At 64.1% G+C, this 20,883-nt stretch carries 22 protein-coding genes; 11 read left to right on the top strand and 11 right to left on the bottom strand.

Going from position 1 to position 20,883, the window contains the following annotated elements; all coding sequences use genetic code 11:
• Positions 1-16: 16 nt before the first annotated feature.
• Genes HDG34_RS26085 through HDG34_RS26075 form a run of 3 tightly spaced genes read right to left on the bottom strand, consistent with a single transcriptional unit; the run spans position 17 to position 3,134 of the window.
• On the bottom strand, positions 17-607 hold the full coding sequence (locus tag HDG34_RS26085; RefSeq protein WP_184024978.1) for an amino acid synthesis family protein: 591 nt from the start codon (positions 605-607) through the stop codon (positions 17-19).
• Positions 583-1,521: a UPF0280 family protein gene (locus HDG34_RS26080; RefSeq protein ID WP_184063394.1), complete on the bottom strand. Its 939-nt coding sequence runs from the start codon at positions 1,519-1,521 to the stop codon at positions 583-585. The genes HDG34_RS26085 and HDG34_RS26080 overlap by 25 nt, the downstream gene beginning before the upstream one ends.
• A 23-nt stretch (positions 1,522-1,544) precedes the next feature.
• Complete coding sequence (locus tag HDG34_RS26075) at positions 1,545-3,134, bottom strand: 6-hydroxynicotinate reductase (protein ID WP_184063391.1); 1,590 nt, start codon at positions 3,132-3,134, stop codon at positions 1,545-1,547.
• Positions 3,135-3,423: 289 nt separating this feature from the next.
• Between HDG34_RS26075 and HDG34_RS26070 the strand changes: the two genes are divergently transcribed.
• From HDG34_RS26070 to HDG34_RS26045, 6 genes are all read left to right on the top strand, one after another.
• Complete coding sequence (locus HDG34_RS26070) at positions 3,424-4,116, top strand: TetR family transcriptional regulator (protein WP_184063388.1); 693 nt, start codon at positions 3,424-3,426, stop codon at positions 4,114-4,116.
• A 372-nt stretch (positions 4,117-4,488) separates the two neighbouring features.
• Positions 4,489-4,953 carry a DUF2778 domain-containing protein gene (locus HDG34_RS26065; protein WP_260321342.1) on the top strand — a complete coding sequence of 155 codons (465 nt, stop codon included), beginning with the start codon at positions 4,489-4,491 and terminating at the stop codon, positions 4,951-4,953.
• On the top strand, positions 4,950-5,339 hold the full coding sequence (locus HDG34_RS26060; protein WP_184063385.1) for a hypothetical protein: 390 nt from the start codon (positions 4,950-4,952) through the stop codon (positions 5,337-5,339). Before HDG34_RS26065 ends, HDG34_RS26060 begins: the two co-directional genes overlap by 4 nt.
• 14 nt (positions 5,340-5,353) lie before the next feature.
• Positions 5,354-5,746: a hypothetical protein gene (locus HDG34_RS26055; protein WP_184063218.1), complete on the top strand. Its 393-nt coding sequence runs from the start codon at positions 5,354-5,356 to the stop codon at positions 5,744-5,746.
• Positions 5,747-6,302: 556 nt separating this feature from the next.
• A complete protein-coding gene (locus tag HDG34_RS26050; RefSeq protein ID WP_184063382.1) occupies positions 6,303-6,506 on the top strand; it encodes a hypothetical protein in 204 nt (67 codons plus the stop codon).
• Positions 6,507-6,539: 33 nt separating this feature from the next.
• Positions 6,540-6,698, top strand: coding sequence for a hypothetical protein (locus tag HDG34_RS26045; protein ID WP_184063379.1), 159 nt, complete (start codon positions 6,540-6,542; stop codon positions 6,696-6,698).
• 67 nt (positions 6,699-6,765) lie between these two features.
• Here HDG34_RS26045 and pcaC read toward each other — a convergent pair whose 3' ends face one another.
• The 5 genes from pcaC to HDG34_RS26020 form a co-directional block, all read right to left on the bottom strand.
• Positions 6,766-7,167 carry a 4-carboxymuconolactone decarboxylase gene (gene pcaC, locus HDG34_RS26040; RefSeq protein ID WP_184063376.1) on the bottom strand — a complete coding sequence of 134 codons (402 nt, stop codon included), beginning with the start codon at positions 7,165-7,167 and terminating at the stop codon, positions 6,766-6,768.
• Entirely contained in the window at positions 7,164-7,955 is a 792-nt protein-coding gene (gene pcaD, locus HDG34_RS26035; RefSeq protein WP_090807263.1) for a 3-oxoadipate enol-lactonase, read from the bottom strand. Before pcaD ends, pcaC begins: the two co-directional genes overlap by 4 nt.
• 5 nt (positions 7,956-7,960) lie before the next feature.
• The gene (locus HDG34_RS26030) at positions 7,961-9,340 is read right to left on the bottom strand and encodes a 3-carboxy-cis,cis-muconate cycloisomerase (RefSeq protein ID WP_184063373.1); all 1,380 of its coding nucleotides are present in this window, start codon (positions 9,338-9,340) and stop codon (positions 7,961-7,963) included.
• 306 nt (positions 9,341-9,646) lie between these two features.
• Complete coding sequence (locus HDG34_RS26025) at positions 9,647-10,306, bottom strand: 3-oxoacid CoA-transferase subunit B (RefSeq protein ID WP_184063370.1); 660 nt, start codon at positions 10,304-10,306, stop codon at positions 9,647-9,649.
• 13 nt (positions 10,307-10,319) lie between these two features.
• Complete coding sequence (locus HDG34_RS26020) at positions 10,320-11,027, bottom strand: 3-oxoacid CoA-transferase subunit A (protein ID WP_062131411.1); 708 nt, start codon at positions 11,025-11,027, stop codon at positions 10,320-10,322.
• A 419-nt stretch (positions 11,028-11,446) separates the two neighbouring features.
• Here HDG34_RS26020 and HDG34_RS26015 point away from each other — a divergent pair, with 419 nt between their 5' ends.
• The 3 genes from HDG34_RS26015 to HDG34_RS26005 all read left to right on the top strand — a co-directional run bounded on the left by HDG34_RS26015 (position 11,447) and on the right by HDG34_RS26005 (position 14,482).
• The gene (locus HDG34_RS26015; RefSeq protein WP_090807267.1) at positions 11,447-12,376 is read left to right on the top strand and encodes a LysR family transcriptional regulator; all 930 of its coding nucleotides are present in this window, start codon (positions 11,447-11,449) and stop codon (positions 12,374-12,376) included.
• Between the two features lie 136 nt (positions 12,377-12,512).
• Complete coding sequence (gene folE / locus HDG34_RS26010; protein WP_184063367.1) at positions 12,513-13,151, top strand: GTP cyclohydrolase I FolE; 639 nt, start codon at positions 12,513-12,515, stop codon at positions 13,149-13,151.
• Between the two features lie 218 nt (positions 13,152-13,369).
• Positions 13,370-14,482: a VTT domain-containing protein gene (locus HDG34_RS26005; protein ID WP_184063363.1), complete on the top strand. Its 1,113-nt coding sequence runs from the start codon at positions 13,370-13,372 to the stop codon at positions 14,480-14,482.
• A 66-nt stretch (positions 14,483-14,548) separates the two neighbouring features.
• On the opposite strand, the gene HDG34_RS26000 is transcribed toward HDG34_RS26005, so the two are convergent.
• Positions 14,549-16,144 carry a sensor domain-containing diguanylate cyclase gene (locus HDG34_RS26000; protein ID WP_184063360.1) on the bottom strand — a complete coding sequence of 532 codons (1,596 nt, stop codon included), beginning with the start codon at positions 16,142-16,144 and terminating at the stop codon, positions 14,549-14,551.
• A gap of 103 nt (positions 16,145-16,247) precedes the next feature.
• On the bottom strand, positions 16,248-17,093 hold the full coding sequence (locus HDG34_RS25995) for a CHAD domain-containing protein (protein WP_184063345.1): 846 nt from the start codon (positions 17,091-17,093) through the stop codon (positions 16,248-16,250).
• A 222-nt stretch (positions 17,094-17,315) separates the two neighbouring features.
• Here HDG34_RS25995 and HDG34_RS25990 point away from each other — a divergent pair, with 222 nt between their 5' ends.
• Together HDG34_RS25990 and HDG34_RS25985 are read left to right on the top strand one after the other, a co-directional pair.
• Entirely contained in the window at positions 17,316-17,909 is a 594-nt protein-coding gene (locus tag HDG34_RS25990) for a short chain dehydrogenase (RefSeq protein ID WP_090807273.1), read from the top strand.
• 227 nt (positions 17,910-18,136) lie between these two features.
• Complete coding sequence (locus HDG34_RS25985) at positions 18,137-19,723, top strand: inorganic phosphate transporter (protein WP_184063341.1); 1,587 nt, start codon at positions 18,137-18,139, stop codon at positions 19,721-19,723.
• Positions 19,724-19,821: 98 nt separating this feature from the next.
• On the opposite strand, the gene ppk2 is transcribed toward HDG34_RS25985, so the two are convergent.
• Positions 19,822-20,748, bottom strand: a complete 927-nt coding sequence (ppk2, locus tag HDG34_RS25980; RefSeq protein ID WP_184063337.1) for a polyphosphate kinase 2 — start codon at positions 20,746-20,748, stop codon at positions 19,822-19,824.
• Positions 20,749-20,883 lie beyond the last annotated feature (135 nt).

Genomic DNA, 20,883 nt, shown 5'->3' with positions numbered 1-20,883 from the left:
GTTGCCGCGCGCCGCTTCAGCGCAAGCCGTCCTTGCCGACGATCGCCTCTTTCGCGAGGCCGCCCACCCGCGCATGCACGCGCTGCCCCGTGCTCATCACGAGGATGTAGACGATCTCGTCGGCGGCGGGCGCGCCGGGCACGCGTACTTCGATCGCATCGAAGTGGCTGCGCACGTAGCTCGCGTTGACATGCGTGAGCGGCACGTCGAGCGCGGTGGACGGCGCGCCGACCTTCTTCGTCGACGGTACGATCGCGTGGGTCGGCACGCCGTGCTTTTCGAGCAGCTCGCGCATCGCGTAGCCGCCGGGCACGTGCCATAGCGCGCCGTGCTCGAGTTCCCCGCGCGCGCCGACGATCGCGCCCTTCCCATAGCTTTCGATCGACGCATGCGGCACCGCCATCGCCGTCAGCAGCCGTTGCGCCATCTCGAAGCCGAGCGGCTTCAGCGCTTCCATCGCGGGTTCTATTTTCGGCTCGTAGCGGCCCGCGAACGGATTCGTCATCACCGCGGCGATCGCGCCTCGTCTGAGCGGCTGCGCGGGCGCGGGGCCGAACTCGTGGAAGATGTCTTCGACGTGCGTCAGCACGCGGCGTATTTCGAACACGGAGCCTCCGTTGTCAGTGAAGCGCGCGTGGCGGACAACGCGCGTGAATCGTCGATGCCGGTGACCCGCGCCCGTCCTTGCAGGAACAGCGCGGCGCCTTCGATCAAACCCTGGTCGCGCAACCGCTTCGCGACATCGACGCCGCGCGCGAGCGCGAAATCGATCAGCGGCTGCGGCAGACGCGGCACGTCGACGGTCACCAGCAGATCGCCGAGATCGCTATCGTCCTTCAGCGACGACGCCGGACGCCGCACGATTCCCGCATGGTCGAGATCGACCGCGTTCGCGATCATCGTCGCGGCGGCGTCGGCGCTCGCGGCATCGCGCGCGAGCACGGTCACGCTGTCGGCGATGCCGAGACTGAAGCTGCGGCCGCGCCAGCCGCTCGTCGCGACGCCGCGAATCGGCTGCCGAGCGTCGAGCGTCAGATGCGCGTCGAGCGCAGGGTCGTGCGCGAAACGCGTGCCCGAAATTTGCGCGAGGTCCGCCAACACGCCCACCCGATACTTCTGCCCCGCCGCCAGGTGCAGCGCGATGTCGCCACCGTTGTTGATGAACGCACGCGCGATGCCGTCGCGCGCGAACGCGGCGATCAGTTCGTCGGCGACGCTGCCCGCGACTGCGGCCATCGGCGTGATGAAGCTCGAACGATGCGGATGACACGCATGCCACATACGCGTCGCGACCGGCCCTCGAAGCGGGCAATCATGTCGTGCCGCCACAGCCTGCACTGGTTGCCGAAGCGCGTTCAATTCGCGGACCAGCTCTTCCAGCACAGGGCTGAAGCGCTCCCAGCATGCGTCATATGCGGCACGCACCGCGTCGGGCTCGCCGTCGGCGCCGAGGATCAGGTCGATCGGCCCGTGCTGCCAATGCCAGCGGTGTTCGTCGAGGCGGGTTCGGGTGGGGGTCATCGCGTGATTTTTAGTCAGGGTGCTTAACCGGGCATTGCAGGCGGCCACGGATTGTCCGGATCGCGAGCCAGCGTCCGCCGCGCGAGCGGCGCGCCTTCCGTATGCGTCGGCCCGCTCGCGAGCACGCTCTGCAACGAGCGCACCGCCTCGACGTGGCCGCCGAGATCGCGGTACGTGTCGTACGTCATCGTGAATTCGATCGGCGCGACGAGCGCCGGTGTCGGCACCGTGCCGAACGAGCGGTCCGGCATGCGCGTCACGTCGACCATCACGGTGATGCCGCCGCCCGGCCACACATAAGCCGGCGCGCCGCCGCACGTGACGTTGACGTGCTTGCGCTTGATCGCGCGCGTGAGCAGCACCGGATTCTCGGTCGCGCCGGCGCGCAGACTGCCGCCCGCGCCGCCGAGAAACAGCACCGTCGCGAGCGACGGCTCGCAGTTCTCGCCGATCCGCTCGACCGTGCGGCGCACCGCGTCGGGCATCGGCGCGATGCGCGGCACGAGCTGTGCGTCGAGTTCGTACCATTGCGCGTGTTCGCCGGTCGTCGAGACCATCAGCACGCGCATGCCCGGCTTCGCGACCGACGGATCGAATCCTTCGACGATCGCGAGCGGGTCCTGAATGTCGGTGCCCCCCCAACCGGTGCCGGGATTGGCAACCTGGAAATAGCGGCCCGGCGTCGATTTGCGGCCGCGTATCTTGAGTCCCGAGCGCGTCATGCCGAGGCAGCGGCCCGCCTGGTGCTCGGTCAGCACGCCCGTAATGTGATCGTCGACGACCACCACCTCATCGACGTGGCCGAACCATTGCTTCGCGAAGATACCGATCGTCGCGGAGCCGCAGCCGACGCGCATGCGCTGCTCCTCGACACCGTCGACGATCGGCGCGACGCCGGCGCGAATCACGAGACTGGCGCCGCCGTCGATACCAAGCTCGACCGCCTCCTTGTTGCCGAGCGCGAGCATCATGTCGCAGGTCACGCGGCCTTCTTTCTTGCTGCCGCCGGTCAGATGATGGACGCCGCCGAGGCTCAGCATCTGCGAGCCGTATTCGGCCGTGCTCACGTGACCGACGATCTCGCCGTCGCAGCGCACGTTGGCCTGTTCGGGGCCGAGAAAGCGGTCGGTGTCGATCTTCACCTTGAAGCTGCAATAGCTGAAGATGCCTTCGGTGACGACGGTGACCATGTCGACGTCGTCGAGCTTCGACGCGACGATGAACGGCGCGGGCTTGTAGTCGGGATAGGTCGAGGAGGCACCGACGCCGGTGACGAACAGCGCGGGTTCGGTGGTGCCTGGGTCCGCGGCGGGGGCTGTGCCGAATTCGATCGCCGCATTTGCCGGATCGGCGTCGGCATCGTTCGCACGCGACAGAAACACCACCGGATCGACGCGTATCAACCGCCCATCCGCATTCGCATAACGGTCGCACGCGCCGGTGCGCCCTTCCGAGATCTGGCACAGCACCGGACACGCATTGCATTCGATCTTGTTCGAGGCCATGCGCTCGCTGCGCGACGCCGACTTTTCGAGCACGGTTGGGCCCGGCGTCGACGCGGTATCGCGATCGACACTCTCTGCACCGAAATCGACCTTCGTATGTTCTGTCATCGTGGGGTTCCGTACGACATCACAGGCGCGACATGGCTGGCGGTGCTGCTTGGTGCGCGAATCGTCCCGGTTTCAGGGCATTTCCGCGTGGGCCGCCCATTTTCATGTTGCGGTCACTCACCGTTCATGTAGTATCTTCTACACCAAACTCGATTGAAATCTACTCGATCAAAATCGACTGTGCAACGTGTTTTCCGTCACGCGGGATCATGGTGCAATGCGGCATCGGCCTGCTGAGTCTGCGCGCCCGCCGTTCAAACCTACGCTGACAACGAGATCCGAGACCGTCATGAGCCCCACCGCCGCCCGCAAGCCGGGCGCCATCGGTATCCGCGCGAAACAGGCGCAGGACACGCGCGCCAAGATCCTGAAGGCGGCCATCAGGGTGTTCGCGAAGCAGGGTTATGCGAGCGGCCGCATCGAAAGTATTTCGAAGGCCGCGCGTTCGCACGACCGGATGATCTATTACTACTTCGGCAGCAAGGAGCAGCTGTTCATCGAAGTGCTGGAGACGATCTACACGCAGTTCAACGAAGCGGAAAGCAAACTCGATCTCGATCTGCGCGATCCGGTGCATGGCCTCGAACAGATGGTCGAGTTCGTCTGGCAGTACTACCTCGATCACCCGGAGTTCGTGACGCTGCTGTCGAGCGAAAATCTGCACCAGGGCAAGCATGCGAAAAAATCGCAGAAGCTCAAGGAGATTTCGGGCTACGCGATTTCGGTCGTGCAGAGGCTATTGGAGGCGGGCCGCGCGCAGGACGTGTTTCGCGCCGATATCGCGGCGCGCGACGTGTATCTGATGATCGCGTCGCTCGGCTATTTCTATAACGCCAATCAGTACACGCTCGGCGCGTTTCTCGGCGAGCCGCTGATGGACAAGGCGGCGCTCGCGCATTGGCGCGAGGTGATCAAGGAGACGGTGTTGCGCGCGGTGTGCGTGCAGGTGCCGGTGAGCGTCGTAGCGACGACTACCGCATAAAAAATATCGGCGCCCGCCGAATTCGCGAATGAATGCCGTGCGGATTCCTTCGATACCAATCCTGAACGGCGCGCATTCCTTCACAACGGTAACAGGCGTTTTCGTTTTGCGGCTTTCGTTTGCCGCGGTTTTCGTGGCTTGAGGCTTCACTGCGCTGACCTTCGTAACGTCCGGCTTTTGCACATCTGCGTTTTGAACGTTCGTTGCGGCTGCATCTTCGCGTTCTTTTTTGTTGCTTTGATTCGCATTCTTTGTGTTGCGCCGGCAATCGTTGCGGCGTGGTTCTGTTTTCCCCACGAATCGGCCCCATACTCATATTCGCCGTGATCTTTCGCGATCAATTGCACTTGCCTCTGTCGGCTCGATACGCGGATGCAGATCAAACTGACGTACATCTTAAAAATTGTGTGCGGCCAGATGATCTGGTGTAATCGTTGGTTCGTACAACCAATGAGAAAAAAAACAATGGTGTGGATTTACAAACATGCGAGCGGCGAGCTGTATCACGATGACAAATTCATTACCGATGACGGATATGCAGGCAAGGGCGTACACAAAAATAAACACGGTAGCCAGTATGTCCGCGACCTGGGACCGATCCCCGTCGGTCTGTATGAAATTACGGCACCGTTTCCGCACCCTAAAACTGGACCGTTCTCGATGCGGCTCAACCCTGTTGCGGGAACGAGTTTGGGCGGGCGCGACGGCTTCATGATCCACGGCGACAGCAAGACTGACCCCGGCAACGCATCAAATGGATGTATCGTTCTGCACTTGCCATACCGCAAGCAAATCTGGAACAGTGGCGACAGAACGCTTAGGGTGGCACATCCATGAAACGCACTCTTGTAGTCCTGCTGCTATCCCTTCCCGCGTTATGCCTCGCGGAATCTAAACCAGAACCCCAATGCGACAGGTGGCCGACCAACATAGCCGAGGGGAGACTAAAAAAGGCTGGCATGCTTGGCAGTATCGACTATACGAAAACCCAAGCCGTGCAACTGGCGTCCGAGAAAATAGGAAAAGATGAGGATGGCGAACAGTTGTGGCGTGAGGTCTATCACATCACCTTTCACGAAAAAAACGGAAACAAGGTCAAGGTGATTGCTGTGAACGACGCTGGCGAATTTGAATGCTCAATGAGTGCCGTAGAGGTTTTTGTCGTTTCGAAGCATTTGCTGTCAAGAGTCGAGGCTGACAGAATGTTCAAGCAGATAGAGTGAGGTCCTTTGAATCCATGAAACACGCTTTTGCAGTCCTGCTGCTATCCCTTCCCGCGCTATGCCTGGCGGAACCCGGACCATACCCGCCATGCGGCGACCGGTTTCCGGCCTATGTGGCCCAGATGGCGCTAAGAAAAACTGACATCCTCTCCCTGGATTTCGATGCTACGAAAACAAGGGCCGTGCGACTGGCGTCCGAGAAGATCGGTAAATATGAGGATGGCGAACCAATGTGGCGCGGGGTCTATCAGATTACCTTTGAGGAGCGAAACGGAAATAAGATCAAGCTGATTGCTGTGTACGAGATAGGCGAACTGGAGTGTACGATTAGTGACGAGCAGTTTCTTATCGTTTCGAAACAGTTGCAGCGTGGCGGCGGGGACACTCGGTACAGGCATATCGAGTGAACCGCGCCAGTTCAGACCCGGACCCGCATCGCGCGGGTCTTTTTTTGCCTGCGAGCGGCGCGTCATAAGGCCCCTGCCTCGCTCTGTTTCAGTCATTACACCCCTGCCCGCGCGGCCCGTACGTCTGGTTCGGGTCTATCTGTAGGCTTCCACGAGATAGTCGCCAAGGCGGGCAATCGATCCGATACCGCTTCCGGCGCGAAAGCCCGTTGCGGGCCGCATGTAACCATCGCCCTCCCAGTCTTCGCACGCGTCGAGTACGGCCAGCTGCGTGGCGCGGAAGTGTCTGGCCGCCTCCCGCACGGTCGGATGCGAACGGATGGTTGGAGCTGATGGAGCCGGTACAGCCGGACTTGACGCAGCGGCTGCTGACGATCTTCTCGGTATCACCAGCGACGGGGATGCGACCATACGGAAACCGACCGCGTTGCAGGACTACGCGCGTAAAGCGCAGCGGGTGTGCGGCATCGATGGCGGCCGGAAATATTGAAAAAGGAGTCAGCCGTGCGTCGTTATACTCAGCTCTGCCCGTCAACTTTAAAAAATGGAGGTATGCGTGGGCGCTCTTTCCATATGGCACTGGCTGGTGTTTGTTCTTGTTGTCGTCATCGCGGAGATTATCCCGCTATGGCTGATCCTGAAGAAGGCGGGATATGCGGGCGCCTGGTCGCTGCTCGCCTTCATTCCGGTGGTGAACGTCATTCTGCTGTGGTTCATTGCCCTGGCCCGCTGGCCTGCATTGAACCCAAGACAGTCCTGATCTGTCGCGGCCGGCCGGAATGGACGAACTGAAATGGCCGGCCGCTACCGCAACCCTTCCTACCGCCAGTACCTGCCGCAGGAACTGCTCGATGAACTGCGCGCGGTGTCGAAGGCGACCCACCTTCGGGTGCAGCAGATCGTGCGGGTGGCCGTGCAGCGTTTCCTGCGTAAGCTGCGGAGTCCGTCGTGAGCACGCCTGCCCTCACCTTCGACCTGATCCTGCGCGATGCGCAGGATCAGTTACGTGTGCTCAGTCCTTACGACTTCGCCGCCGCGGCCGCCGCATCATCCTCGCGAAACAGCTTGTCGGCCAGATGGAATGCGGAGTTGGCCGCCGGCACGCCGCAGTAGATCGCGGTCTGCAGCAGCACTTCCTTGATCTGCTCGCGCGTCACGCCGTTGTTTTTGGCGGCACGCAGGTGCAGCGCGAGTTCTTCGCTGCGATTCAACGCCACCATCATCGCGATCGTCAGCAGGCTACGCGTATGACGCGGCAGACCTTCACGCGTCCAGATCTCACCCCACGCATAGCGCGTGATCAGGTTCTGGAATTCCTCGGTCAGTTCGGCGCGGTTCGCGAGTGAACGGTCGACGTGCGCGTTGCCCAGCACCGCGCGACGCACCTCCATACCGGCTTCGTAACGGTCTTCGTCGTTCATTTTGCCTCCGTCAGGAAGTCGAGCACGGTCTTCGTGAACTCACCGGCCTTTTCGATGTTGGAGATATGCGAGGCATTGAGTTCGACGTAGCGCGCGCCCGGAATCGACTGCGCAAGTTCGCGGCCTTGCGCGGCCGTGGCGGCCAGATCGTGCGTGCCGCTGATCACGAGCGTCGGCAGCTTGATGCCCGGCGTTTCGGGCCGCAGGTCGGCCGCGTCGATCGCGTCGCAGTTCGATGCGTAGCCTTCCTTGTCGGTATGCACGAACACGTCGCGGATCATCGCCAGCACGACCGGCTCGCGCTCGATGAAGTCTGCCGTGAACCAGCGCGGCAGCACCGCGTCGGCGAGCGCGAACATGCCTTCGCTGCGCGCCTTCGCGGCACGCGGCACCCACACTTCCGGCGAGCCGATGCGCGCGGCCGTGTTGCACAGCACGACGCGCTCGAAGCGGTCGCCGTGACGCGCGGCGAGTGCGACGCCGGTCAGGCCGCCCATCGATATGCCGCAGAAATTCGCGCGCGCGATCTTCAGCGTATCCATCAGGCCGAGCACGTCGCCGCTCAGCTGCTCGATCGTGTACGGACCCTTCGGCGCTTCCGAATGACCGTGGCCGCGCGTGTCGTAGCGCAGCACGCGGAAATGCTTCGACAACGCCGCGACCTGCGGCGTCCACATGGACATATCGCAGCCGAGCGAATTCGACAGCACGAGCCACGGCGCGTGGCCGTGACGATCGCCGTCGATACGATAGTGAAGCTCGGTGCCGTTGACTGCGGCGTAGGGCATGCCGGTTACTCCTTGGAATGGGCGCGCTGCGCGCGCGTGGTGTGAAGCGTCAGGGCGGCGTCGACATATGCGTGCGCCTGGCCGACGTATTGAGCGGGATCGAGCAGCTGCTTCAGGCGCTCGATCGAAAGATGTTCGGTGACGGCCGCGTCGGCGGCGAGCACGTCATACAGCGTCTTGCCGTCGCGGATCGCCGCCTTGGATGCGCGCTCGACCAGATGATGCGCGTCGAGCCGGCCGATGGAATCGCCGAGCGCGAGCATCACCGCTTCGCCGAGGATCAGGCCATGCGTGACGTCGAGATTCGCGGCGAGGCGCGCTTCGTTGACGTTCAGACCCGCAGCGATCTGTTCGATGTTCGCGAGCGCGCCGCCCGCGAGGCGCGCGAGATCCGGCAGCGCGTCCCATTCGGCCTGCCAGCCGCCGAGCGCGCGTTCGTGCTCCTGCACCATGCCGGCGAACACGGTCGCCACGAGGCCGGGCGCGCGCGTCGCGGCCGTCAGTACCGCCGCGCAACCGACCGGGTTGCGTTTGTGCGGCATCGTCGAAGAACCGCCCTTGCCGGCCGCGGCCGGTTCGGCGAGTTCGTCGATTTCGGTTTGCATTTGCAGCGACACGTCGCGCGCGATCTTGCCGAGCGTGCCGATCAGCATGCCGAACAGCGACGCCGTCTCGGCGATGCGATCGCGTTGCGTGTGCCACGGCAAGGTCGGTACCGCGAGGCCGAGTTCCTTGGCGAGCGACTGCGTGACCTGCGGCGCCGCCTCGCGCAGACTCGCGAGGGTGCCGGCCGCGCCGCCGAATTGCAGCACCAGCACACGTTCGCGCAGCGCGTCGAGCCGCTCGCGATGACGCAACAGCGCGTCGAGCCATTGCGCGCACTTCAGACCCAGCGTGATCGGCAGCGCCTGTTGCAGCCACGTGCGGCCGATCATCGGTGTCGCGCGATGGGTGGCCGCGAGTTTCGCGACCGCGTCGCAGGTAGCTTGCAGGCCACCGTCGAGCAGGTCGAAAGTGTCGCGCAGTTGCAGCACCGTCGCGGTGTCGATGATGTCCTGGCTCGTCGCGCCCCAATGCACGTATTTGCCAGCTTCGGCATCGGCGGCTTTGACGCGTGCAGTCAGTTGCTTGACGAGCGGAATCGCGAGGTTGCCGCCGAGCGCGGCGTCGCGTGCGAGCGCGTCGGCGTCGAGCTGGTCGGCCTGGCAGGCCGCTTCGATCGCGGGGACGGCGGATTCGGGAATGACTTTGTGCGCGGCAGAGGCGCGCGCGAGCGCGGCTTCGACGTCGAGCATCCGCTGCAGCGTGGCACGCGGCGCCCAGATGTCGTTCATCGGCTGTGTGCCGCAAAGAAGGCCAGTCAGACGGGCGCTGGAGTCGAGCATGGTGACGACGATGTTTGAGGGAATCGGAAGCGAAGAAGCGGCACGGCGCGCGGCGGTTCGAAGCAGACGCCGTGGCGGAGCAAGCGCTCGTAGCGCGCTTGCTCCGCGCTCGTGCCGTGCGTATGCCGCAGTATGTGCTGCGTATTGTGCGCCAAACGTGGACAACCCGTCGCTGAAGTTGCCAGGCCAGCGCTGACGAGGAGTTCGCCCCGTCAGCGCTGGCCCGTTCGCGCAATGCCGCTTTCAGACGAGACGCCATCGACGCGGCCGCAAAGCAGACCGCCGCCGCGACGCCTCAGCCAACCATCAGGCCGCGCGCGCGGCCTGCGTGCCGTCGGTCATCGGCACACCGGTCAGCTTCAGCAGTTCGTCGAAGCCGATGTCCGTGAAAATCTCGCGCACGACGAGGCCTTCCTTCGTGACGTCGATCATTGCGAGGTCCGTATAGATACGGGTCACGCAACCGATACCGGTGACCGGGTACGAGCACTCGGCGGTGATCTTGCTCTCGCCCTGCTTGGTCAGATGGTCCATCATCACGTAGACCTGCTTCGCGCCGATCGCGAGGTCCATCGCGCCGCCGACCGCCGGAATCGCGTCGGGTGCGCCGGTGTGCCAGTTCGCGAGATCGCCCTTCGCCGACACCTGGAACGCGCCGAGCACGCAGAAGTCAAGATGGCCGCCCCGCATCATCGCGAACGAATCCGCGTGATGGAAGTAGGCGCCGCCCGTCAGCAGCGTGACGTGCTGCTTGCCGGCGTTGATCAGTTCGTCGTCTTCCTGGCCCTTCGCCGGTGCCGGGCCCATGCCGAGCAGACCGTTTTCGCTGTGCAGGAAAATTTCCTTGTCGGCGGCGAGGTGGTTCGCCACCAGCGTCGGCACGCCGATGCCGAGGTTCACGTAAGCGCCTTCAGGGATGTCCTGGGCAACGCGCTTGGCCATTTCATCGCGAGTCAGTTTCTTCATGTCGGTCTCCGGGTCAGGCAGCAGCGTCGTGAGGATTGGGCGTCGGGGCATGCGCCGCTTGCGGCACCGCGATCACGCGTTGCACGAAAATGCCGGGCGTGACGATTTCTTCCGGATCGAGGCCGCCGAGCGGCACCACTTCCGACACCTGCACGATCGCGGTCTTCGCTGCGCTCGCCATGATCGGCCCGAAGTTACGCGCGGTCTTGCGATAGATCAGGTTGCCCCAGCGATCGCCCTTGTACGCCTTGATCAGCGCGAAGTCCGCGTGCAGCGGCGCTTCGAGAACGTAGTGACGGCCGTCGATCAGACGGGTTTCCTTGCCTTCGGCGAGCTTGGTGCCGTACGCGGTCGGCGTGAAGAAGCCGCCGATGCCCGCCCCCGCGGCGCGGATGCGCTCGGCGAGGTTGCCTTGCGGCACGAGTTCGAGTTCGATTTCGCCGGCGCGATAGAGCGCGTCGAACACATACGAGTCGGTCTGGCGCGGGAACGAGCAGATGATCTTGCGCACGCGCTTGGCCTTCAGCAGCGCCGCGAGGCCGATATCGCCGTTACCTGCGTTGTTGTTGACGATGGTGAGGTTGCGCGCGCCCTGCTCGATCAGCGCGTCGATCAATTCGGACGGCATGCCGGCCGTGCCGAAGCCGCCGATCATGACGGTCGCGCCGTCGTGGACATCGGCGACCGCCGATTGAAGTGTCTCGAAAATCTTGTTGATCATGTCGAATTTCCTTTGGGGGCGCTACGTGCCGCTGGGCTCACAGCCGTAACCGGCAAGGCTCGCGCGGAAACAGTCTCCGGGCATGCTGGCGACGGCTCGCGAGGGGGAGAGCGGGCTGGCGCCTTCGATTGCTTCGCCGTTGAATTGTTCGTTGCGTGAACATGGATTCGTTTAGCGAACGCTTCGGCGATTATGGTTGTCCTGTGGGCGGGTTGTCAAGGCAGGGAAACCCCCTTCATCATAGGTCGCCACGCGCGGCGGCGAAGGTCCGGGATGCCCTCGTCCAGCGCTCGCCCTGCGCGCGAAAATGCCGGCCGCGTAAAATCCCACTATGCTTATGGGCGATTTTTCAACTAGGCTCTATAGCGATACGGCATAAGCATTCCCTTGCCCTGCCCGCCCCGCGAGCCATAACAAGCATGTCCGAGACACATCTGGATCTGAACCTGATCCCCTATCTGGTCGCGATGGAAGACACGCGCAACGTGAGCCGCGCCGCCGAGCAGCTCGGCGTGAGCCAGCCGCGCGTGAGCACCGCGCTTGGCCGCCTGCGCGAATACTTCGACGATCCGCTGTTCGTGCGCACATCGAAAGGCATGGAGCCGACACCGCGCGCGCTCGCGATCCTGCCCGCCGCGCGCGACGCGTTGCTGCGCATCGAGAAAGGCATGCTCGACGTGCAGGATTTCGATCCGGCGACGAGCACGCACACGTTTTCGATCGCGCTGTCCGACGTCGGCGAAATCGTGTTTCTGCCGCGTCTTTTGCAGCTGTTCGCCGAGCGCGCGCCGTCCGCGAAACTGCGCTCGGTCACGCTGTCGCCGTCGCAAGTGGAACGCGGGCTCGAATCGGGCGATGTCGACCTCGCTGTCGGCTATTTTCCGGACCTGGCGGGCAACAACTTCTTTCAGCAGCGGCTCTTCACGCATCGCTTCATCTGCCTGATGCGCAGCGGACATCCGCTGTCGAAGGGGCCGCTCACGCTCGAGCAATACGTGGCGTCCGGGCATGCGGTCGTGCGCGCCGAGGGACGCAGCCAGGAAGTGCTCGAGCAGTACCTCGAAAAGAAGCGCATCAAGCGACGCGCGGTGCTCGAAACGCCGCACTTCATGAGCCTGCCTTTCATCCTCGCGCGCACCGATCTGCTCGCGACCGTGCCGCACGCGATCGGCTTCGCGTACGTGTCGGAGCATGCGTCGATCATGCTCGTCGAGCCGCCGCTGCCGCTGCCGCGCTTCGACCTGCGGCAGCACTGGCATCGCAAGTTTCATAACGATCCGCGCGGCAGTTGGCTGCGCGGCGTGGTCGCCGAGCTGTTCAACGATGCGATGGACGAATGGCCGAAGTAGCCGTGCGCAGCACGCCCGCGACTGCCCCGGCCGCGAAAGGGGCATCGGCACCTTCGGCGCAAAACATGGAACAATGACCTCAGTTACTGACCCCGCGCGTCGCGCAGCGTCGACGCGCGATCCAGGAGGACGACGCATGACCAGCAGCAAGGCAAAGAAGACCAAACCCGTAGCGGCCGCCGAACGCCCGAGCCGCGAAGAAGCTGAGGCAGCCGTGCGCGTGCTGCTGCGCTGGGCCGGCGACGATCCGCAGCGCGAAGGCCTGATCGACACGCCGGCACGCGTGACGCGCGCTTACGACGAGTTTTTCGTCGGCTACCAGGTCGATCCGCGCGACATCCTCGCGCGTACCTTCTCCGAAGTGGACGGCTACGACGAAATGATCGTGCTGAAGGACATCCGCTTCGAAAGCTATTGCGAGCACCATATGGTGCCGATCATCGGACGCGCGCACGTCGCGTATCTGCCGAACCATCGCGTGGTCGGCATTTCGAAGCTCGCGCGCCTCGTCGATGCGTTCGCGAAACGGCTGCAGATCCAGGAAAAGATGACGGTGCAGATCGCCGATACGCTGAACGACGTGCTGCAGCCGGCCGGCGTGGGCGTGATTCTCGAAGCCGCGCATCAGTGCATGTCGACGCGTGGCGTGCACAAGGCGGGCGTCACGATGGTCACGTCGCGCATGCTCGGCACGTTCCGCACCGATCCGTCGACACGGCGGGAGTTTCTGGCGATCGTCGGGAATCCGGGCGTGGTGGCAGTGCCGAATGCCTGATGAGGTGGACCCGGGGGCTGCTCGTGGTTCGTTGACGATGCAGCCCCCGCCCCTGCGAATCCAGCGTGCGCGTCCGCGCGCACTCTCTTCAAGCGCGCCGGCCACCTTGCGGTGGGCACGCGGGGTTGACAGTTAGTTGCGTATTGACGATTGAGGCCGATGGTCGATACCGGCCGTCCACGCATGCCAGCCCAACAGCAGCAACAGGAGCGCCTCAATTGGTCGAGTTTCCGTTGTCGGCGGTTTCAACCTGGGGCAGCGCTATCGTGTTCGTCAACGTCCTGCTGACGCGCCTCGGCGTACCGATTCCGGCCGTGCCGATGCTGCTGTTCGCGGGCTCGGCGATCGCTGCGGGCACCCTGGCGTTCTGGCCGACCCTCGGCGCGGCGGTGCTGGGCGCATTGATCGGCGACGGCACCTGGTTCGCGGCGGGCCGTCTGTATGGACGCAAACTGCTCGCGTGGCTCGGCCGCTTGTCGCCCGCCGTCGATACGAGGCTGGAAACCGCGCGCGCGCTATTCGAACGCTATGGCGTGCCGCTCGTGTCGATCTCTAAGTTCGTGCCCGGCCTCGGCCTGATCACGCCGCCGCTGATGGGTACGACCGCCGTCGACATCCGCATCTACGCACTATGGGATCTGGCGAGCGTGATCGCGTGGGCGACGTTCTGGCTGCTCGGCGGCGCGGCCGTGGAACGCGAGGTGCATATGCTGCGCGCGTTCGTCGAGCAGCGCGGCGGCACGATCGCCGACATTCTTCTTGCGGTGGCGCTCGTCTATCTGCTCTACCGGCTGTATCTGCGATATTACGAACGGCGCCGGTTCACGCGAGCCACGTCGGCCCAAGCCGAGCCGATGCTGGCCGCGCCGACGCAGGCCTCATCGGCGAGTGCCGCCGCGTCGAGCATGCCGTGGCGCTGGCGGTGCTCCGGCCGCCTGCGCCGCATGGCGCCGTCCCGCGTGCTCGATGCGCGGCCCGGCGCTCCGCTGCTCGATCTGCGACGCCAGATTCCCGACGCGCGCGCGCTCGATCCGCATTCGCCTGAGCAGATCGACGGCGCGCTGCGCACGCACGACATGGTCATCTATTGCATCTGCCCGGACAGCGCGACCGCGCTCGAAGTCTCGCAACATATGCGCAGCAATGGCTACACGCGGATTCGCGCACTGCGCGGCGGGCTCGATGCATGGCAGCGGCGTGGCTTCCCGGTGGGCTTGCTGGCTTACGCGGATGGTTCGGCCGCCGATCGGCCGCGCTCGGCGTTGCGGGACGAAACACCAGCGGCGGTGACGTTGCGCGGCTTCGCGCCGCGCAGTGCGGAGCGCGCCTGAATTGCGCTGCGTCGCGACAATCTGGGCCGGGAAGGCGCTCACGCTCACGCGAACGAACACCTGGCGTTAAGGCGCCGCCCCCGTGCGCGAGACCCCCTGCGTCGCCGAATACTCGTCCCACTGCGCCGACCGGGTGCGATTGCGCCCTTCGTTCTTCGCCACATACAACTGTCCATCAGCGGCCGCCATCAGCTCGAGTCCGTTCGCGACATCCGTGGCGCTCGGCAGCGCCGTCGCGCAGCCGACGCTCACCGTCACCGCCTGCGGCGCATCGTGTCCGCGCACGATGACCTGGTTTTCCACCTTGCGACGAATCTGCTCCGCGACCGCGAACGCGCCCTGCGCGGTCGTATCCGGCAGCACCACCGCGAACTCTTCGCCGCCGTAGCGCGCGACCAGATCGGCCGAGCGCCGCACCACGGACGCGATGCAATCAGCCACCGCGACCAATACCTCGTCGCCGCTCTCATGGCCGTAGGTATCGTTGAAACGCTTGAAGTGATCGATATCGATGAACAGCACCGACAGCGGCTTGTTCTCGCGTCGCGCACGCTTCCATTCGTCGTCGAGCCGCTTGTCGAGCACGCGGCGATTGTTGAGCCCGGTCAGCGGATCGGTCGCGGCAAGACGCAGCAGCGCGGCCTGCGCGCGCTGTTTGTCGCGCAGCGCGAACGCGAGCAGCCACGACACGAGCACGAACACCGAGCCGAACGAGATGGTCAGCGCGGCGGCCACGTGGCTGCGACGCTGCCACGGCGCGAGCACGTCATCGACAGCGGGCGCGACGGCCACGATCAGCGGCGTGCCCGGTACGTGCGTGTAGGTGAAGATGCGACGCACACCGTCGACCCGCGAGACCGATACGTAGGTGCCGGAGTCGTGCACCGTCATCGGTGCGAAGGTCGGCGACTTGGCGACGCTGGTGCCGATAGCGCGCGCGTCGAACGGCTTGCGCGCGAGCAGCGTGCCGTCCGCCATCACGATGAAAACCGAGCCCTGCTCGCCGGTGTCGATCCGGTCCAGCAGGTGCTGGAAATACTCGATGCGGATCGCGAGCAGCGCGATGCCGGCGAAGCGGCCTTGCGCATCGTCGATGCGCCGCGTCAGCGCGATCGACAGCTTGCCGCCACGCAGCCGCGACATGAACGGATGCGAGAAATACAGGCCCGCCGCCGGATTGCGCTGATGCACCTGAAAGTATTCGCGATCGTCGAGATGGACGGTGGTGTTGGCGTCGGCGTACTGCGCGGCGGCCACTTCACCGTCGGCGCCGACTATATACGCGCCGCCGAGAAACGCGGCGGTGGTCGCGCGATCGAACAGCATCGCCTGGCGCACCGGGACCGGCAGCGTCCAGGTGAGCGGATCGCCCGCGGCATCCACCATCGATTGCAGCGACAGACTATAAATTTCGACGTTGCGCGCGAGATCGGCGGAAATGATCGACACAAGGTTTTGCGACGTCTGGCGCGCATGATCGAGCATTTCGCGGCGGCCTTCGCCGACCTCCACCGCCGTCAGGATCGACATCGCCAACGCGACGAGCGTGCCGGCGATGCCGGCCACCCACGGGCGGTTGCCCACATAGCGGGTCATCCCGGCTCGAACGGCGCGCAACGTCAGGCGCAGCCGATGACGCAGCGAAAGCCCATGCGGTGCCACGCTCCTCGCCTCCTTCGCGGACTATTCTTTCGGGCCGCAGCGCGGTGCGCCGTGCATTTTGGGCTGCGGATCCTCCGCGCTAGCGAGGACCGAACGCGCTCTCTCAGCCCAGTAGCTCCGACGCCGCGCGCAAGCGGCGTTTGCGTTTCCTGTCGAGCCAACCCAACGCGGCTTCGATGTGGTCCGCGTCGGCAAACGATGCGGCATTGTCGCGCAACAGCGTTTCGCTCGCGACGGTATCGTTGAGCATGCCGAAGCGCTTCTGGATTTTTTTCAGGCGCTTGAGCGTGCGCTTATGGCTGGTTTTAAGCACCGGCCCGAAAAACTCGAACAGATAGCGCAGTTTCTTGCCCGCTTTTCTGACATCGTGAAAGGCTGCGTAATTCGAGCGTTTCGCATGGCGCGCGCGTTTGATGCGCTTTTTCAATGAGCGCTCCGACGCCCCTATGCGTCGAGCGGCAAATTTGCGCAGCGCAATAGCCGAATCGTGCGTGGCCTGCAGTTGCGCGGAAGTGGTGGCCAACGCATCGCGCAGCAGGTGTTTGACGTCGGCGTTCAACAACGTCTCGCGGCTGGTCGCCAGTGTGTCGCGGCGCGCCTGCTCGAGCTTCGGCATCAATGCTTGCGCGCCGCTGTCTTGCTGCCTGAGCAACGCGATCAGGATGTCCCAATCGCGCGTTTTACCCGCCGCGGTGGCGAGAAACTTGTAGACCGCGCGTTGCCGGGAATTTTCGCCCTTGTCGAGCAGCGGTGCGAAAGCCCACCATAACGAACGCAAACGCCGCAGTGAAACGCGCAGTTTGTGCAGCGCTTCGGGTGACGCGTCGCCATGCACCCCTTTGGCGAGCCGGATCGCCTCATCGACGAGGGGCGCTGCATAGGAAGTGAAGGCTCGCTGTGCCGGTTCGTCCTCTACCGGCTCGTTGACTGTCTCGCTGTCTTGCTTCATCGACGCTCCCGGGAAACATGACCTTACTTCCAGCGTAGCAAAAATGATGCTCAGGAGGATCGCGGCGCGTGTCAGCCGGCTCTTCCCTCACGCATTGGCGCGTCGCGCCGGCAGCGTCTATCCTCGACCGATAGGATCGCGCGTTGCACGGTTCGGCGAGTGCTCCGGCGACGATGCAGTGTGCAGTGCGGCAAATGCCGCAAACAGACCTTAGGAGGATGTATGCGAATACTCGTTGTCGGTGCGACCGGCCTGCTCGGTTCGCACATCGTGAGGCTGCTCGCCACGGAACATGACGTGGTCGGCGCGAGCCGCAAAGGCTCCGAACTGCACGTCGACCTGTCGGACAAACGCAGCATCGAAGCGATGTATGCGCAAGCCGGCAGCTTCGACGCGATCATCTGCGCGGCCGGCTCGGCGAAATTCGCGCCGCTCGCGGCGCTTGGCGACGAAGACTTTTCTTTTAGTCTTGCCAATAAACTGATGGGGCAGGTCAATCTGGTGCGCTGCGGCGTGGACCATGTGTCGCAAGGCGGCTCGTTCACACTGACGAGCGGCGTGCTCGCGCAACAGCCGATGGAAGGCAGCGCCGCGGTCAGCATCGTCAATGCAGGTGTCGAAGCGTTCGCGCGCTCGGCCGCGCTCGAGTTGCGAGGCAAGGCCCGCGTCAATGTGGTGAGCCCGGGGTGGGTCGCCGAAACGCTCGAATCGATGGGCCGCGATCCGTCGCAAGGGGTACCGGCGGAAATCGTCGCGCAAGCTTATAAACGCACCCTCGGTGGCAGCGCAAGCGGCGAAGTAGTCAGCGCATCGTAAGCGCAACCGAAGCCCGCTCGCCGCTCGTGCTCTTGCTTAGTTCGGTTCGGACATCTTGCTATTCCCGTCCGCCAGCCCGCGTAGTATTTACCGGCGTGAGCGGCGTAGCATAGGGCGCGCCGCGCCTGCTTTTCCCGCCCCCCAATGCCGTCACGTAGTTGTCATCGTTGCGACACACAGTGAAAGCAGCATCAAGAACTCTGCGACCACTTTTTGGGGCTCACGTCATGCCGGAACTTTCGTATCCGCAACCAGGCGCCGCCAGCGGCAAAGGCCGTAACGCGGGCCTGGTTATTTTCGTTGCCCTGCTCATCGCGGGCGTCGTGTACTGCGGCGTTCATCTGATAGACGATCTGCAGCCCGTACGCGAAAGCTCGGTACTGCCGTATCTGCTGCTCGGTGTCGCGCTGCTGATCGCGCTCGGCTTCGAGTTCGTCAATGGCTTTCACGATACGGCCAACGCGGTCGCCACCGTCATCTACACCCACTCGCTGACGCCGAATATCGCGGTGGTCTGGTCCGGCACGTGGAATTTTCTGGGCGTGCTGACGTCGAGCGGAGCGGTCGCCTTCGGCGTGCTGCAACTGCTGCCCGTCGAGTTGATTCTGCAGGTTGGCAGCAGCGCCGGCTTCGCGATGGTATTCGCGCTGCTGATCGCCGCGATCATCTGGAATCTGGGCACGTGGTCTTTGGGCCTGCCGTCTTCGAGTTCGCACACGCTGATCGGCTCGATCATCGGCGTAGGTCTGATGAATCAGATGCTGCATGGTGCGAACGGCACCAGTGGCGTGGACTGGAATCAGGCGCTCGGCGTCGGCAAGTCGCTGCTGTTTTCGCCGATCGTGGGCTTTCTGCTTGCGGGCCTGCTGCTGCTGATCCTGAAGGCCGTCGTGCGCGTGCCCGCGCTGTATGCCGAGCCGAAGGGCAAGGAGCCGCCGCCGTTCTCGATTCGCTGCCTGCTGATTCTGACCTGCACGGGCGTGTCGTTCGCGCATGGCTCGAACGACGGCCAGAAAGGCATGGGGCTGATCATGCTGATCCTGATCGGTACCGTGCCCACCGCCTACGCGCTGAACAAGGCGGTCACGCCGGCGCAAACGCAGAACTTCGTCGCGGTCGCGCATCAAACCGCGGCGACGCTGTCGCGCTACACGCAGGGCGCGGCGCCTTCCGCGGATCCGCGCGCCGACGTCGAGGCCTTCGTGCGCACCCGTCAGCTGACGCCCGCCACGCTGCCGGCGCTGCAGCAGCTGACCGAGCAGATCGGTCGCCAGGTCGCCGAGTCGGGCTCGATGGCCGCGGTGCCGCAAGGCATCGTCGATAACGTGCGCAACAACATGTATGTCACCTCCGAGGCGATCCGTCTGATGCAGAAGGCCAATCAGCCGCAGTTCTCGCCCGAAGACGCGAAGGTCATCGCCAACTTCAGAACGCAGATCGACCACGCGACCAAGTTCATTCCGCCGTGGGTCAAGGTGGCGGTCGCGATCGCGCTGGGTCTCGGCACGATGGTCGGCTGGAAGCGCATCGTCGTTACGGTGGGCGAGAAGATCGGCAAACAGCATCTGACGTACGGCCAGGGCGCGTCGGCTGAACTCGTCGCGATGGTCACGATCGGTGCCGCCGACGTCTACGGTCTGCCGGTGTCGACGACCCATGTGCTCTCTTCCGGCGTGGCCGGCACGATGGCGGCCAACGGCTCGGGTCTGCAATGGGCCACGGTGCGCAGTCTGATCCTCGCATGGGTGCTGACGTTGCCCGCGTCGATCGCGCTCGCGGGCGGGCTGTTCTGGGCGTTCCGTTCGGTGTTCTGAGTTCGCCGATCTGGCGGGGCGAAGCACGAAGAAAAGCGCGGTACGCTGATATACGTACCGCGCTTTTTCGTTGGCCGGCTATTTCATACGATCCGCTGTTAATACAGCTCAGGCACGATCATCGACTGAGGCACCGGCTGACGGCTATAGTCTTCGTGATAGACACGCGACGGCAAGTCGATCTGCGGATGCTCGATCTCGTGATACGGCACCTGGCTCAGCAGATGCTGAATGCAGTTCAGGCGCGCGCGTTTCTTGTCGACGGCCTGCACGACCCACCACGGCGCCTCGGGGATATGCGAGCGCTGCAGCATCACCTCCTTCGCCAGCGTATAGGCTTCCCAGCGGCGCCGGCTTTCGAGATCCATCGGACTCAGCTTCCACTGCTTGAGCGGATCGTGAATGCGGTTCTGGAAGCGGATTTCCTGCTCTTCGTCGGTGATCGAAAACCAGTACTTGAGGATCTGCACGCCGCTGCGCGCCAGCATCTTTTCGAACTCCGGCACCGAGCGGAAAAACTCTTCGTATTCCTCGTCGGTGCAGAAGTTCATCACGCGCTCGACGCCCGCGCGGTTGTACCAGCTGCGATCGAATAGCACCATCTCGCCGCCCGCCGGCAGGTGCGATACATAGCGCTGGAAATACCATTGCGTGCGCTCGCGATTGTTCGGCGCGGGCAATGCGGCCACGCGGCACACGCGCGGATTGAGGCGCTGTGTGATGCGCTTGATCGCGCCGCCCTTGCCGGCCGCGTCGCGCCCCTCGAAGATCACGACGAGCCGGTGCCCGGTCGCGACGATCCAGTCCTGCAGCTTGACCAGTTCTCCCTGCAGCCGGAACAGTTCGCGGAAGTACTGCTTGCGCGCCTCGCGATGCTCGGGCGTCAAGCCGGCCGGGCCGTCGATGATGCGGTCGTCGACCTCCATTTCGAGTTCTTCGTCGTAGGCATCGATGAGGTCTTCCTCGAAACGGCGTTGCCGCTCCGCCATCAGTTCGATATCGGGTCTCGGGTCCGGCTCTTTCATTGCGGCTCTCCTCGCAACAGGAATGGGATGGCGCGCGGCGGCTAGCGCGACGCGGTCGCGTTCGATTATCGAAGCGCGAGGTGTCAGCCGTGTTACCGCGTGGGCGGCCGCTGCATATGCGTGATAACCCCATGA

The organism is Paraburkholderia sp. HC6.4b (assembly GCF_014200875.1).
Lineage (GTDB): Bacteria > Pseudomonadota > Gammaproteobacteria > Burkholderiales > Burkholderiaceae > Paraburkholderia > Paraburkholderia tuberum.
This window is presented reverse-complemented; position numbering and strand designations above follow the sequence as displayed.

Bases quoted from the DNA above. Each gene is read 5' to 3' on its own strand.
- HDG34_RS26080 (WP_184063394.1), bottom strand. From the start codon at position 1,521: ATGACCCCCACCCGAACCCGCCTCGACGAACACCGCTGGCATTGGCAG.
- HDG34_RS26075 (WP_184063391.1), bottom strand. From the start codon at position 3,134: ATGACAGAACATACGAAGGTCGATTTCGGTGCAGAGAGTGTCGATCGC.
- HDG34_RS26070 (WP_184063388.1), top strand. From the start codon at position 3,424: ATGAGCCCCACCGCCGCCCGCAAGCCGGGCGCCATCGGTATCCGCGCG.
- HDG34_RS26065 (WP_260321342.1), top strand. From the start codon at position 4,489: ATGCAGATCAAACTGACGTACATCTTAAAAATTGTGTGCGGCCAGATG.
- HDG34_RS26060 (WP_184063385.1), top strand. From the start codon at position 4,950: ATGAAACGCACTCTTGTAGTCCTGCTGCTATCCCTTCCCGCGTTATGC.
- HDG34_RS26055 (WP_184063218.1), top strand. From the start codon at position 5,354: ATGAAACACGCTTTTGCAGTCCTGCTGCTATCCCTTCCCGCGCTATGC.
- HDG34_RS26045 (WP_184063379.1), top strand. From the start codon at position 6,540: ATGGCCGGCCGCTACCGCAACCCTTCCTACCGCCAGTACCTGCCGCAG.
- pcaC (WP_184063376.1), bottom strand. From the start codon at position 7,167: ATGAACGACGAAGACCGTTACGAAGCCGGTATGGAGGTGCGTCGCGCG.
- pcaD (WP_090807263.1), bottom strand. From the start codon at position 7,955: ATGCCCTACGCCGCAGTCAACGGCACCGAGCTTCACTATCGTATCGAC.
- HDG34_RS26030 (WP_184063373.1), bottom strand. From the start codon at position 9,340: ATGCTCGACTCCAGCGCCCGTCTGACTGGCCTTCTTTGCGGCACACAG.
- HDG34_RS26025 (WP_184063370.1), bottom strand. From the start codon at position 10,306: ATGAAGAAACTGACTCGCGATGAAATGGCCAAGCGCGTTGCCCAGGAC.
- HDG34_RS26020 (WP_062131411.1), bottom strand. From the start codon at position 11,027: ATGATCAACAAGATTTTCGAGACACTTCAATCGGCGGTCGCCGATGTC.
- HDG34_RS26015 (WP_090807267.1), top strand. From the start codon at position 11,447: ATGTCCGAGACACATCTGGATCTGAACCTGATCCCCTATCTGGTCGCG.
- folE (WP_184063367.1), top strand. From the start codon at position 12,513: ATGACCAGCAGCAAGGCAAAGAAGACCAAACCCGTAGCGGCCGCCGAA.
- HDG34_RS25995 (WP_184063345.1), bottom strand. From the start codon at position 17,093: ATGAAGCAAGACAGCGAGACAGTCAACGAGCCGGTAGAGGACGAACCG.
- HDG34_RS25990 (WP_090807273.1), top strand. From the start codon at position 17,316: ATGCGAATACTCGTTGTCGGTGCGACCGGCCTGCTCGGTTCGCACATC.
- HDG34_RS25985 (WP_184063341.1), top strand. From the start codon at position 18,137: ATGCCGGAACTTTCGTATCCGCAACCAGGCGCCGCCAGCGGCAAAGGC.
- ppk2 (WP_184063337.1), bottom strand. From the start codon at position 20,748: ATGAAAGAGCCGGACCCGAGACCCGATATCGAACTGATGGCGGAGCGG.